General features: G+C 37.1%; 13 protein-coding genes. 6 read left to right on the top strand and 7 right to left on the bottom strand.

From position 1 onward, the window contains the following. Positions 1 to 186 (top strand): DUF3813 domain-containing protein, encoded by a 186-nt coding sequence (locus AC3A54_RS08985; protein WP_309865881.1) that lies wholly within the window; start codon positions 1 to 3, stop codon positions 184 to 186. A 23-nt stretch (positions 187 to 209) separates the two neighbouring features. Here AC3A54_RS08985 and AC3A54_RS08990 read toward each other — a convergent pair whose 3' ends face one another. Next, a complete protein-coding gene (locus tag AC3A54_RS08990) occupies positions 210 to 998 on the bottom strand; it encodes a BsuPI-related putative proteinase inhibitor (protein ID WP_487654192.1) in 789 nt (262 codons plus the stop codon). A gap of 18 nt (positions 999 to 1016) precedes the next feature. Beyond that, a complete protein-coding gene (locus AC3A54_RS08995; protein ID WP_335548576.1) occupies positions 1017 to 1859 on the bottom strand; it encodes a YitT family protein in 843 nt (280 codons plus the stop codon). Positions 1860 to 1974: 115 nt separating this feature from the next. Between AC3A54_RS08995 and AC3A54_RS09000 the strand changes: the two genes are divergently transcribed. Further along, positions 1975 to 2832 carry a DegV family protein gene (locus tag AC3A54_RS09000; protein ID WP_487654193.1) on the top strand — a complete coding sequence of 286 codons (858 nt, stop codon included), beginning with the start codon at positions 1975 to 1977 and terminating at the stop codon, positions 2830 to 2832. A 42-nt stretch (positions 2833 to 2874) separates the two neighbouring features. On the opposite strand, the gene AC3A54_RS09005 is transcribed toward AC3A54_RS09000, so the two are convergent. Both AC3A54_RS09005 and AC3A54_RS09010 read right to left on the bottom strand, forming a co-directional pair. Then, the gene (locus tag AC3A54_RS09005; protein ID WP_081825501.1) at positions 2875 to 3006 is read right to left on the bottom strand and encodes a DUF3941 domain-containing protein; all 132 of its coding nucleotides are present in this window, start codon (positions 3004 to 3006) and stop codon (positions 2875 to 2877) included. A gap of 73 nt (positions 3007 to 3079) precedes the next feature. Further along, positions 3080 to 3943, bottom strand: a complete 864-nt coding sequence (locus tag AC3A54_RS09010; protein ID WP_335547924.1) for a CvfB family protein — start codon at positions 3941 to 3943, stop codon at positions 3080 to 3082. 360 nt (positions 3944 to 4303) lie between these two features. Between AC3A54_RS09010 and AC3A54_RS09015 the strand changes: the two genes are divergently transcribed. Both AC3A54_RS09015 and AC3A54_RS09020 read left to right on the top strand, forming a co-directional pair. Continuing rightward, on the top strand, positions 4304 to 4795 hold the full coding sequence (locus AC3A54_RS09015) for a YajQ family cyclic di-GMP-binding protein (protein ID WP_308080569.1): 492 nt from the start codon (positions 4304 to 4306) through the stop codon (positions 4793 to 4795). 148 nt (positions 4796 to 4943) lie between these two features. Beyond that, positions 4944 to 5816 carry an SDR family oxidoreductase gene (locus AC3A54_RS09020; protein WP_487654194.1) on the top strand — a complete coding sequence of 291 codons (873 nt, stop codon included), beginning with the start codon at positions 4944 to 4946 and terminating at the stop codon, positions 5814 to 5816. Positions 5817 to 5853: 37 nt separating this feature from the next. On the opposite strand, the gene AC3A54_RS09025 is transcribed toward AC3A54_RS09020, so the two are convergent. Continuing rightward, complete coding sequence (locus tag AC3A54_RS09025) at positions 5854 to 7251, bottom strand: alpha-amylase family glycosyl hydrolase (RefSeq protein WP_487654195.1); 1398 nt, start codon at positions 7249 to 7251, stop codon at positions 5854 to 5856. Between the two features lie 92 nt (positions 7252 to 7343). Continuing rightward, complete coding sequence (gene asnB, locus AC3A54_RS09030; protein WP_487654196.1) at positions 7344 to 9191, bottom strand: asparagine synthase (glutamine-hydrolyzing); 1848 nt, start codon at positions 9189 to 9191, stop codon at positions 7344 to 7346. 268 nt (positions 9192 to 9459) lie between these two features. On the opposite strand from asnB, the gene AC3A54_RS09035 reads away from it, so the two are divergent. Continuing rightward, positions 9460 to 10023, top strand: a complete 564-nt coding sequence (locus AC3A54_RS09035; RefSeq protein WP_308084230.1) for a DUF2777 domain-containing protein — start codon at positions 9460 to 9462, stop codon at positions 10021 to 10023. Between the two features lie 291 nt (positions 10024 to 10314). Then, positions 10315 to 11247 (top strand): aminoglycoside phosphotransferase family protein, encoded by a 933-nt coding sequence (locus tag AC3A54_RS09040; protein ID WP_487654197.1) that lies wholly within the window; start codon positions 10315 to 10317, stop codon positions 11245 to 11247. Positions 11248 to 11537: 290 nt separating this feature from the next. Here the strand turns inward: AC3A54_RS09040 and AC3A54_RS09045 are convergent, their stop codons facing one another. Then, positions 11538 to 12566 (bottom strand): ThiF family adenylyltransferase, encoded by a 1029-nt coding sequence (locus AC3A54_RS09045; RefSeq protein ID WP_487654198.1) that lies wholly within the window; start codon positions 12564 to 12566, stop codon positions 11538 to 11540. Positions 12567 to 12744: the final 178 nt, after the last annotated feature.

Consider the following 12744-nt stretch of genomic DNA (forward strand, 5'->3'; position numbering starts at 1 on the left):
ATGGGAAACCAATTGTTCCAGGAAGCACGGAGATTTGTTGAAATGGCGAAATCTGCCAACCCAGCTGAGTATGATTCTGCTGTAGCAAAAGCAAAGAATGCTCTAAGTTCTGCTTATGCAAACTCGACGGTAGCAGAGCAGGCACAGCTCCAACAAATGCAACAAGAGCTTGAACAGATCAGATAGCTGCACAAAAAGCAGAGGCACCTTTATTCGGTGCCTCTGCTTTTTTCATGATGAAATTGTTCAAGTATCGCAGGATAGGTATGAGTGATTTTTCCGTCCCGGCTCTTTTCATAAAGGTTTAACATCAAGGAACCATTAGTAGGAAGCTTTTCATTCGGAAGATGGACCTCTAGCTTAAATGGTCTCCACTCCCCCTTATCAGAGGAAACTAAAAGCTTTGTTTCAGGGATAAATTCCGTATGACCATCTTCAAGTGAATAATATAATTTACGGTTACTTACATTTGCCTCACCAGTGACACTATAATTTCCTTTGGTGCCTGACACCTTTACCTCTCGGAAGACATTGTTTTCTTCTGGAACATAGAATTTTTGACTATTGGTTAACTTGGTTCGATTTGTGATGGGTTGGTCATTTATCCTTATAGGACGGAAAGTGGTATGAACCGTATACTCACCAGGCGAAACCCTGCTCCCCTTAAATTGATAATTCCATTTTTCTACTCGTCTAAAGGATTGATGTGGTTCTATACTAACCGTCTGAAATGCCTGCAAAAAATATCGTCCTTTTGAATAGACATAAACCTCCTTCCCTGATTGGTCCGTAATCGTTATTTCAACCAATTGAGAAGTTGGAAATTCAAAGTGAAGTGGAACCTCTCCAGTGTTTTCTACGACTATTTCGAAATCTACCCTTTCTGACCCCGCAGTCGGAATGACATAAAAACGATAATCCAGTTCGTTCACCCCGTTTGTAACTGTTTTTTGAAAAGTTGGGAAAAGTAATGTAATAACACAAAGTAGTATTCGCATGTTGGTCTCCTTTTTCCTTTATTCTCTCCGAAAAAAACCATATACTCCTGTAGTCTGGATGATATTTGTAAATGCATTTGGATCTACTTCCTTAATTATTCGTTCTAAATCATAAAGCTCATAGCGAGTAATGACGATCATTAGCAGGTCCCTTGGTTCATTTGAAAACGCTCCTTTTGCTGGGATCATTGTGATTCCTCTAACTAGTGAACCGTGGATGGCCTTTTTCAGTTCGTCTGCTTTTTTCGTTATAACCATCGCCGTGAGCTTCGCGTGTCTGGTATGAATGGCATCAATGACTCTTGTTGAGGTATATAAAGTAACTAGTGTATAAAGTGCTTTTTCCCACCCAAACAGGAAGCCCGCAGTTACAATGATTATCCCATTTAAGACAAACATGTACGGACCAACCGGCTTATCCTTCATTCTCGATAAAACCATTGCGATGATATCCACACCACCTGTTGATGCTCCCCACTTTAAAGTAATCCCCACACCTACAGCTAAAATAACGCCACCAAATACGGCGTTAAGTAAAATATCTTGGGATACTTGTTTGATCGGTACGATGGTTAAAAAAAAGGAGGACATTAACACACTTAAAAAGCTGTAAACGGTAAATGATTTTCCTACTTTTCTCCAGCCTAGAATGGCTACTGGGATATTTAATAAAAGCAATAAAATACCCATGGATAGTTGAATAGGTGTATAATCACTTAGCACCTTAGAAAGTAATTGGGCGATTCCTGTAAATCCGCTTGAATAAACATTAGCCGGAATGAGAAATAAATTCATTGCCAGTGCATTTAATAACGCACCCGCAATTACAATAACTATTTTTTTTGATTCTTGCCAAAGCAATGATAGTCCCCCTTTATTCTTTTGTTTGTCAACCCTTCTAAAATTACATAATTGTATTTTTTAGGCGAAACCGATAAACTGAAACTAAAATAACGCTTGAAAGCAGGTGAGCTTCATGCAGGTAAAAATACTAGCAGATAGCGCATGCGATTTACCTAAAAGTTTTTATGAAGAAAACAATGTCACACTTCTCCCATTAAAGGTCCATCTAAATGGAGAAGAATACGAAGATGTTAAAAATATTGATCCGAAAACGGTCTATGACGCCATCAGAAATGGTTCTACGCCTAAAACATCTCAGACCTCTCCCCTTTTGTTTGAAGAAGTCTTCACACAAATGGCTGAAAAAAATGAAGATGGAATATACATAGCCTTCTCTTCTGAGCTATCAGGAACTTATTCAACCGCTGTTATGATTCTTGACCAAGTGAAGGAAAAATATCCAAACTTTAATTTAACGATCGTTGATACAAAATGTGCTTCTCTTGGTGTTGGACTAATTGTTAAAGAAGCAGCCATGCTTGCGATGAACAATACGAGCAAACAGGACATTTTAAACGAAGTGACTTTTAGAAGTAAGCATATGGAACATCTCTTCACCGTTGAGGATTTAGATTATTTAGCAAAGGGCGGCCGTGTATCGAAGGCATCTGCCTTCCTTGGCGGACTATTAAATATTAAACCGATTTTAAATGTTGAAGATGGAAAGCTCGTTCCGATTGAAAAAATTAGAGGTAAAAAGAAGGTACTACGCCGTATTATTGAAATCATGAATGAACGTGGCGCCAATATGGGGGAACAGACAATTGGCATTAGTCATGCGGATAATGAGGAATTGGCTCAAGAGATGCGAACAATGATTGAGGAAGAGTTTCATCCAAAAGAGGTTTATATCTCTAACATTGGTTCAGCTATTGGTGCTCATACAGGTGCAGGAACCATATCTATTTTCTTTTTAAACCAACTACCATAAATAATTAAAAAACCAGAGCAATTTTCTGCTCTGGTTTTTTAATTATTTATGGTCTGTCTTTTTAGAATATTGATTTTTACCTGCCTGACGATTTTTTTCGCGCATCATATTTTTCTCATGTCTCAAGGCATTATTATCTTTTGCTTTTTTATCATTGTCAGATGTGTGTGGCATTTAATTACTCCTTTCGTAATTCCTTTGTCAGTCATTATTGTCTGTCATTACGAAATAGAGTATGTAATCTGAGTTAATCTTTTTTTACATACGTCCAGCTACCTTCTTGATATACCTTTCCGTCTTTCATTAGTTTTCCGAGTCCCCGTTTAAAGGCACCCTTGCTTAAGTTAAAACGGTCTTGTATATCCTCAGGCGTACTTTTATCATTATAAGGCATAGCTCCGTTTCTGCTGAGAAGGTATTCGTAAATTCGGTCTGCATCGGTATCCTGAGATTCTTCTTTCCTCGCAAGTAAGGACACATTCACCGTTCCATCTTCCTTCACATCGATGATCCGCCCCTCTACTTTTTCGCCTAACCGAGGCTCTTGTGGTCTTTGTGATTCATGAATAAATCCTTTAAAGCCTTCTAACGTATAAATCCAGCTGCCAACCTTAGCTGTCCGGTATATGTGCCCCTGAACATTTTTATTGAAATTCTCTCTGGTTGCTTTTACAGAAATAGATTCAATAACCTGATCACTGGCAAGTTTTGCATAGAGGAGATTATTGCTGCTTTGTTTTACTGTGATATAAACTAAATCGCCAACTGTTGGCCAGACAGACTTATGAACAGGCAGATCATCTATACCAAGCAAAAGGTCCTTTGGAAGTCCAATATTTAAAAAGACACCAATTCTCGGGTTCGTGTCGGTTACCTTAACCCAACCATAGCGGCCGACAGCTATATCTGGTATGGTGGTTGAAGCAGAGACTCGGCCTTCTGAATCCACATATAAAAAAACTTCTACTTCATCACCTTCTTCTAATTCCTGTTTAGCTTGATTTATATGCAATAATACATCTTCATTTCCATCAGTTAAAAAATAGCCAAATGTTGCTTTTCTTGCAACAGTTAAGGTGGTTGTTTGGCCAATTAGTTCATTTATTGACATATTAACGTTCCTTTCCTTCGAAGCGTTTTAATTTCATTTACGTTTGGTAGTTCATGCTGCTTTTTTTATAGGCTCAGTTAAAATTGCTTGTTGATTTCCGCTCCAGGCTCTTCGCTTTCCGTGGGCGTTTCGGCGAGCCTCCTCGGCGCTTGCGCCTGCGGGGTCTCCCCTGAACCGTACTCCCACAGGAGTCTTCGAGCCTTCCGCTCCAATCAACAGGGTATAAAAATCAACACTGTTCTTAAACACAGCCTTTTTATAAAGTTGTTTGAACTGCTATATTTTACTATAATGTACCCATAAAGGGAAACTCTAGCAGGTATTGTTTCTACATACAATAAAATACATGGAGGTTTGTTTATGTCTAAAGATAGCTCATTTGATATTGTATCCAAAGTTGATTTTTCTGAAGTCACTAATGCAATAACCCTAACAATGAAAGAAATTGGTACACGCTATGACTTCAAAGGAAGTAAGAGTGAGGTCAAACTAGAAAAGGAAGAACTTGTTCTTATTTCTGATGACGAATATAAAATGGATCAATTAAAGGATGTATTACTTGGAAAGTTGATTAAACGAGGGATCCCCGTTAGAAACCTTGACTATGGAAAAATAGAAAAGGCATCGGGTGGGACCGTTCGTCAAAGAGCCAAGCTTGTTCAAGGAATCGATAAAGAGAATGCCAAAAAAATTAATACGATCATTAAAAACAGTGGTGTAAAAGTAAAAAGTCAGGTTCAGGACGACCAAGTACGTGTCACTGGAAAAAACCGTGATGATTTACAAAAAATCATTTCCTTGGTACGTGAAGCAGATCTTACTGTAGATGTACAATTTATTAACTATAGATAGTGAATATAACACTGAGGTTTAACTCGGTCATAAGTAGTGTATATAAGACGAAAAGGATCCCATCCTTCTCGTCTTTTTTATTTTTGGTTCATAATTTCTCTATTAGTCCAAAGAATAACAAGATAAATCTATCATGGAGGTAATACGAATGAGTAATAAACCAAATCAACAAAAACAGACCTTTCCCCCACAACATCAGAACCATCAACCAGGAATAGAAAGTGAAATGGATCCACGACCAAAGTTTGTCGATTCAAATTATAAAGCAGGAGGAAAATTAGCAGGTAAAACTGCGATTATTACTGGCGCAGACAGCGGCATTGGAAAAGCAGTGGCTATTTATTTTGCTAAAGAAGGCGCAGATGTTGCAATAGCTTACTTAAATGAACATCAGGACGCAGAAGAAACAAAGCAGCTGATTGAGGCAGAGGGACGCCGTTGTCTCCTTTTCTCTGGCGATATTGGGGAAGAAGGTCATTGTAAAGGGATTGTTAATCAAACCATAGAGCAATTTGGTAAACTCGATATTTTGGTGAACAACGCAGCCGAACAGCATCCACAGCAAAGCTTACTAAATATTACGGCGGCCCAACTCGAAAAAACTTTTCGGACTAATATTTTTTCCTGCTTTTATATGACAAAAATGGCCCTACCTTATCTAAAAAAAGGAGCCTCCATCATCAATACAGCATCAATCACTGCCTACGAGGGAAATGAACAATTATTGGATTATTCGGCGACCAAAGGGGCCATTGTATCCTTTACTCGTTCCTTGGCTAAATCACTAGCCCCCCAAGGAATACGTGTAAATGGAGTTGCCCCTGGACCGATATGGACACCGCTCATTCCATCTACCTTCCCTGCTGACCAAGTTGCCACTTTCGGCTCTAATACCTTGATGGAGAGAGCTGGACAACCCTTTGAACTGGCACCGAGTTATGTATTCCTAGCCTCAGATGATTCTTCCTTTGTAAGTGGCCAAATGATTCATGTAAATGGTGGAAAAGTAGTAAATGGATAATTATAAGAAAACGCATTGGGATTGTGCCCCAATGCGTTTACTCTACTTTTTTTGTTTTTCTTCTTTTTATGATGAAGAAAAGGAAAATGGATACAAGAATATATACAATAATCATGGAAACAATCAGCGGAATATTGGCTCCACTCTTTTCAGTTAACACATAAACCTCTGAGTTATCCCGGTCAAGAATAAGGATGTATTGATTATCTCGGCTTCGGACAATGTCCCCGCCAAGTAAACCCCTAAGTTCTTTACCGCTTTCCACTTGATCCTTCGATAAAATGACTTTTTGTGATTTCCTTGTATTATTAATTGCCACTACAGACGTTTCGCCTTTATACGTTCGTTTATAGACGAGCATCCCCTTTTTCTCATAAAGCATGTCCATACTGCCTCTTGTTAATGAGGGGAGCTGATTCCTTAACTCACCTATTTTCGTTATATAATCAATAAGGTCCTTATCCGCTCGAAAATTCATCTGCCTACGGTTATCCGGAATTTCCCCACCAATTAGGGCAATCTCTGTCCCATAATAAATTACGGGGATTCCTGGCGTAGTGTATAAATAAGTCAATGCTGTTTTCCAACGTGAACCAGGAAACTGTCGCTTTTCAACAATGTCATTAGTAAACCGTGTTGTATACTCATTGTCCATAAATGATGCTCGTAGGAAGGATGGTTGTCCTTTGTCAGTATCAGCGTTAAGTTGGCTGATGGATTCATCAGTAGTGGCAAACGCTTTTCTTATATTTTCAAGATGAGAGTAATCTAATAGACTGTCAATTCCAGCTTGCTCGTATTCCTTGGGGTCAGCTGTAGTATTTTTAGAAAGAACGCCAAGCAAGAAAAAATTCTTGTTCGTGTCTTTGATTTGTTTTGAAAAATCCTTCCAAAAACTTAATTTTGTTTGGTTCACTTCTGGTAAACTAAATCCATCAATATCGGTCTTCTTGATCCACCATTTTGCGGCATCAATTAGGTAGGCCTCGTCCACGGAATGGTTTGTAGCTTCGTTGGTTGTAACAAAATCAATGACTACTTTCATTTTCCGCTTATGTGCTTCTTTTACAAGCTCCTGAAATTTCTTTATAGTACCAAAGTGCTCGTCCGTTTTATAATAGTCAGTTACTGAGTAACCATGGTACCCATTTTTCGTATTATCAAAGATAGGGGTTAAACGTATGGCTGTAAACCCCATATCATGTATGTAATCTAGACGATTAATAATTCCTTGAAAATCACCGCCATGGTAGGCTAACGGGTTTTTTGCATTTACATCTACATCATTGGTTATATCTCCATTGTTGAATCGATCAATCATTATGGAATAAAATGATTCATCCTGCCATAATCTGTTTTCTTTTTTTACCGCTGCCTGTGCAGGTAACGAAGAAAATAATAAGAAAGTAATGAACATGAGTATCGTTTTTTTCATATATTTATACCTAACCTCCCTATAAAAGGGAAGAGGATCTCCTCTTCCCTACACTATTTTAATCCAACATGCTATATATTCCAAATGTAAAGTTAATTTACTATGTTAATATTATAATCTTTAAACCATGTATGAAGCTGCACAAGGTAGGCCAATAATTGTGGACCTGTCATCAACTGACCAAACCATGGCTCCTGAAAGGATTTCCCCCCCGAACTGACAATCCCCTCTAACTGGTCTTTTTGGAAGAATTCATGTAGAACAGAAGATTTATCTTGGAGGATTTTTTCCATCCATTTCTGAATGGCCATTGTATATTCAGGATTGTGTGTTTTTGGGTAAGGACTTTTCTTTCGGTAAAGGACCTCCTCAGGAATAATACCTTCAAATGCTTTTCTGAGAATTCCTTTTTCCCTACCGCGATACATTTTTAAATCCCAAGGGATATTCCAAACATACTCGACAAGGCGATGGTCAGCAAAAGGAACCCTAACCTCCAGACTAGCCCCCATACTCATCCGGTCTTTTCGATCAAGGAGTGTTGTCATAAACCAAGTCATATTAATATAAAATAATTCTCTTCTCTTTGATTCTTCTAAACTTTCTCCATCTAGTTTAGGTGTTTCAGCAATCGCCTGTTTATATTGCTCCAAGCAATATTCATCTAACCTTAGTCTTTTCTGCCACTCAGGCTGTAGTAATGCTTGCCGCTCATGGACAGAACGCATCCATGGAAAGCCCGGCCGCTCTAAGTCCTGTTGACGATGGAACCATGGGTACCCCCCAAAAATTTCGTCCGCACATTCTCCTGATAAACTTACGACAAAATCTTTTTTGATTTCTTTACAGAACCAAAGTAATGAGGAGTCGACGTCTGCCATTCCCGGAAGGTCTTTCACGTGAGTCGCTTCTAATAAATCATTTACTAATTGTGCTTGAGTAATTGTCTTATTATTATGCCTGGTTCCAAAATGATTGGTCATCATTTGAATGAATTTCCCATCCGCTTCCGGCTGGAATTCATTCGAAGAGAAATATTGGTCATTTCCCTCATAATCAATTGAATAAGTATGAAGCTGCCCTTTTCCTTGATCTTCGAATCCCTTTGCAGCAATAGCGGTGATAATACTTGAATCAAGACCGCCTGATAAAAAGGTGCACAGCGGCACATCTGATACTAATTGTCTTGTGACGGCATCGGTAACCAAATAACGGACTTTTTCCGCGGTTTCCTCTGCATTTTCCTTATGTTCTGCACTTTTTACATTCCAATAACGCCATATTTTTAATCCATTCTTGGAAAAGGTTAAAGCATGTGCAGGTCTCAACTCTTTAATACCTTTAAATATACCCGATCCTGGTGATCTTGACGGTCCTGCACCAAAGACCTCTGCCAGTCCCTCGTGGTCAATTTCTGTTTTAATTTCAGGATGGGCGAGTAGCGCCTTAATCTCTGAGGAAAAAACAAATCCTTTTTTATGCTCTTTATAGAATAACGGTTTTACCCCTAAACGATCTCGTCCAATAAACAATAGTTCCCTTTTTAAGTCCCAAACGGCAAAGGCGTATATCCCATTTAAATAATTTACGCACTCTTCTGCCCATTCTATATAGGCTGTTAACAGTACTTCTGTATCAGAATGACCCTTAAAGGAATATCCTTTAGTATGGAGTATTTTGCGGATATCTTCAGTATTGTATAATTCCCCATTGTAACAAATGGTGTAATTAAAACCGTCCTTTTGTTTCGTCATTGGCTGTCTTCCCCCCTCAGGGTCGACAACAATTAATCGTTTATGCCCAAATCCAACATGCGTATCATACCAGATGTTAGTTTCATCAGGTCCTCTTCTTTCTAAGGTATTGACCATTTTCTTGAGGGTTTCGGTTTCGTTCTTAATTGCTTTGTCAAAATCTATCCACCCCGAGATTCCGCACATTTATTTCACTTCCCTACTTTCAGATTATTAACCTTGATTACATGTTTCATTGTATTCAGCCCATGTTTATTGGTTAATTGTCCTACAAAAACGGAAGGGCTCTTCTCAGGAAAGCCATTTATCAAGACTATATGAAACCATTACTCCCTGGGCTTATTCCTGTGAGATTAGCTAACAAGGTTAAAAATTTTTTTGAAATAAACAGGTTATAAAAAGACACAAAGATGTCTACAAAGAAGAATGAACGTAAATGGCATGGAGGTTAATGATGAATCGACAACAACGACTAAAGCTATACGATATCCAGCATCGAGCCTTTAACGAAGGAACAGTGGAACAAATTAATAATCAATGGATCTTTTTCGACGAGGAAACAGATGAAGCCACAATGTTAGAAGATTTTATTCATCAAGAAATAGAGATTTTTCGCCTCAACCGTTGGAGGAAAGGGATTTTAAATGAGCCAGGGAAAATCCATTGTGGGAAGGAAGTTATTTTATTTCGTGACCACGATTTAATAAGAATAAGAAAGCATTTAGTGTATTCCCTTGAAAGGCTATTGGATGGAGTTAATGATGATGCCTTTTTTCAGTTTATCACTACATTAAACTCATTGAACTTTTCTATTTACGATTGTATTTATTGTTATAACCATTTATCTTTCTTGTCGGATGAACACCGGAAAGATGGTGTGAACTTTATGGTTTTTGACAATCAAGAACAAATTTGTAATGTGCAGCATCATTTTTGCTACTATGAAAAGGTTAATGATCGGTTTGAATTCACCTTAAATACCGGAAAACGATTAATCATTGAAAAAATTATCTCATAGTAAAAAGGCGTGGAGGATTCCTAACGGGTTCGGTTCAGAGGTAGAAAAATTAAAATAGTAATTCAAAAAGAAGTCTAATTCGCATTTGAATTGGACTTCTTTTATTTGTGATATTCTCCCCTTATTTGTAAAGTTATTATTAAGTAGAGTTCCCATCACAAGAACTTGCGAAATTTTAGAAATAATAAGATGACTTATTCCTTGAACAACGTTCGAAAAAAAGGAATGATTGGCAGCCAATACGAAGATGTCTTAGTACATTAAGCAAATAAGAAAATTTTGAGGTGTTAGATGATAAAAGTTAATGCTACATCAATAATATTGGATAAATTTAATGTATCTAAGTCAGATTTTTTAGGTTCGGGTATGGAAGCTGAGGTTTATGCTTATGACAATAATAAAGTATTGAAATTGTATAATGATATGTCCGATACTAATAAGCAAAATATCCTAAAGGGTTTCTATTCTAAGATTAATGCAAGTTCTTTGAGCTATGAGCTTCCTTATATTTACGATACCTTTGAGGAAAACGGCATTTTAGTAACTATTGAAAAACGAATTGAGGGTAGTAATATGCAAAGTATGCTCTCAGAGATGAATTTCAACGAACAAAATAAAATGATGGAAACATATCTTAATGCAAATATTGAGTTGAAATCTGTAAAAGTAAAATCTAAACTTGAAGGTTTCACTCTATTCAATGATAATCAGATTTCTTTACAAAAAATAAAAAGTTGGTTTGAATTATTGAAAGAAATAATTTTTAGGAAACAAATCGAACTAGAGTTTTATTTCAAAAAAGATGTCGTGAATTACGATGTAAAAGTTAATCAATTAGTAGATATCTTATCATTGGGTTACGAAGGTGAATATTCTTTAATTCACGGAGATTTTTATCCTGGAAATTTAATGGTTAATAAGAGCGGGAAGGTTACAGGATTAATCGATTTTGGATTGATGACAATGTACGGTGACAATTTATTTGATATTGCAATAGGATGGGTATGTTTTGATATGTATAATGAGTTAAATGCAAATATATATGAGAGATATCTAAACATAATTATTTCAACATTAGGTGAAGGTGTTAGAAAAAGATTATATTTCTATGTTCTAATATATAGCTTTATTTCTGCCAATTTTTATTCTCATAATTGCGAAGATGGTCATTATCAATGGTGTGTTAAAAACTTAAATAATAAACATTATTGGGAGGCACTTTAAGCAATAAAATTTGAACTGGCTTATTAAACGTTATTTCCTTAAGAAACAATCAAAGACTGCAATAAAGCAGTCTTTTTTCTTTTACTCAAAAATCAACAATGAAAATTAATAGAGCCATTTCACTATGGACAAAAGTATGTACCAATTATCTTGTTAAGAACTATGTTAATGAACAAACAAAAGAGATGCGAAATACACCTCTTTTTTAATTGCTAATTAACATTTTCTACTTATCAACCGGACCCGTTAAGGGATTCCGGCCTTTTTACTTTTTCCACCTAAATAATGGATTAACTGCCAATGTATTTGGCGTACACCAATTTAGCTTTGACGATATCATTTGTTCCATGTATGAGGACACGTCCATCTTTAAAAATCACAATTGACATGTCTTCCGCCGGTGAAAATCGAAGTAAAAAGTCGTTACCAGACACTTTACCACTTCTACTAAGATGCTCGGCTACTTTTTTTAATTCCAGCTCACGCTTATCCCTTGGATTAATTTGAACGGTATCTCGGCCACAAAGCGTTGTGTAGGCCACCTGATGTTCTGAAGTTCGATCAAGAAAATCAAATTGTCCTTTAACACAACATGGGCAAGCAGGGTTTCTTCCGTTGGATATATCCATTTGCATAGATGTTAAATCCCAGATGTCGATTTGCTCTAAATTAGGGGTGGTTTTCGCTCCTACTAATAGTTTCATTGTTTCCATCGCCTGAAAAGAACCAATGATATCTGTTAACGGAGACAACACACCAACTGTATCACAGGTTTCACCTGTAGCGGTTGGAACATGCGGGAAAAGACATCGATAACAAGGTGTCTTCCCTGGTTTAATGACCGTAAACATTCCTCTTGAGCTTACAGCCCCCCCATGGACCCAGGGAATTCCGTACTTAATTGATACATCATTAATTAAAAAGCGAGTGTTAAAATTATCCGTTCCGTCCACAATGACATCAAATCCATCTAATAATTCTTCGGCATTATCAAGATTTATATCGGTAATGACCGCTTCCACTGTGACCGTTGAATTTATTTTATTTAGTCTAGTTTTTGCTGCGGCTGCTTTTGGTAAATTTAGTTTCGCATCCTCTTCATCAAATAGAGTTTGCCTCTGCAAATTCGAAAGTTCAACAAGGTCTCTATCTATTAGCCTAATGTAGCCAACACCTGACCGAACTAGATGATTGGCAATCACAGTGCCTAGTGCACCCACACCTACAATAGCTACTCGACTCTTTAACAGTTTTAATTGTCCCGCTTCACCAATTTCTTTAAAAAGAATTTGTCTGGAATACCGTTCTAAATCACTCATAATATTCCTCATTTCCTATTAACTTTTTACTATTATCTTACCAAATTATTTTCTCTGCACCATTGTAAAAATTTTAATTTTAAAAAAACTTAAATGAAGTTATAATAAAATTGGATATATATCTAAATTTTGGAGGAATCTCTTATCTTACTATCTAATATTATAAGAGATTAGTAAA

The organism is Neobacillus sp. Soil_C_43 (assembly GCF_057656715.1).

Coding starts and splice junctions, on each gene's coding strand:
- AC3A54_RS09040 (WP_487654197.1), top strand. CDS start 10,315: ATGATAAAAGTTAATGCTACATCAATAATATTGGATAAATTTAATGTA.
- AC3A54_RS09020 (WP_487654194.1), top strand. CDS start 4,944: ATGAGTAATAAACCAAATCAACAAAAACAGACCTTTCCCCCACAACAT.
- AC3A54_RS09015 (WP_308080569.1), top strand. CDS start 4,304: ATGTCTAAAGATAGCTCATTTGATATTGTATCCAAAGTTGATTTTTCT.
- AC3A54_RS08985 (WP_309865881.1), top strand. CDS start 1: ATGGGAAACCAATTGTTCCAGGAAGCACGGAGATTTGTTGAAATGGCG.
- AC3A54_RS09045 (WP_487654198.1), bottom strand. CDS start 12,566: ATGAGTGATTTAGAACGGTATTCCAGACAAATTCTTTTTAAAGAAATT.
- asnB (WP_487654196.1), bottom strand. CDS start 9,191: ATGTGCGGAATCTCGGGGTGGATAGATTTTGACAAAGCAATTAAGAAC.
- AC3A54_RS09000 (WP_487654193.1), top strand. CDS start 1,975: ATGCAGGTAAAAATACTAGCAGATAGCGCATGCGATTTACCTAAAAGT.
- AC3A54_RS08990 (WP_487654192.1), bottom strand. CDS start 998: ATGCGAATACTACTTTGTGTTATTACATTACTTTTCCCAACTTTTCAA.
- AC3A54_RS09005 (WP_081825501.1), bottom strand. CDS start 3,006: ATGCCACACACATCTGACAATGATAAAAAAGCAAAAGATAATAATGCC.
- AC3A54_RS09010 (WP_335547924.1), bottom strand. CDS start 3,943: ATGTCAATAAATGAACTAATTGGCCAAACAACCACCTTAACTGTTGCA.
- AC3A54_RS09035 (WP_308084230.1), top strand. CDS start 9,460: ATGAATCGACAACAACGACTAAAGCTATACGATATCCAGCATCGAGCC.
- AC3A54_RS09025 (WP_487654195.1), bottom strand. CDS start 7,251: ATGAAAAAAACGATACTCATGTTCATTACTTTCTTATTATTTTCTTCG.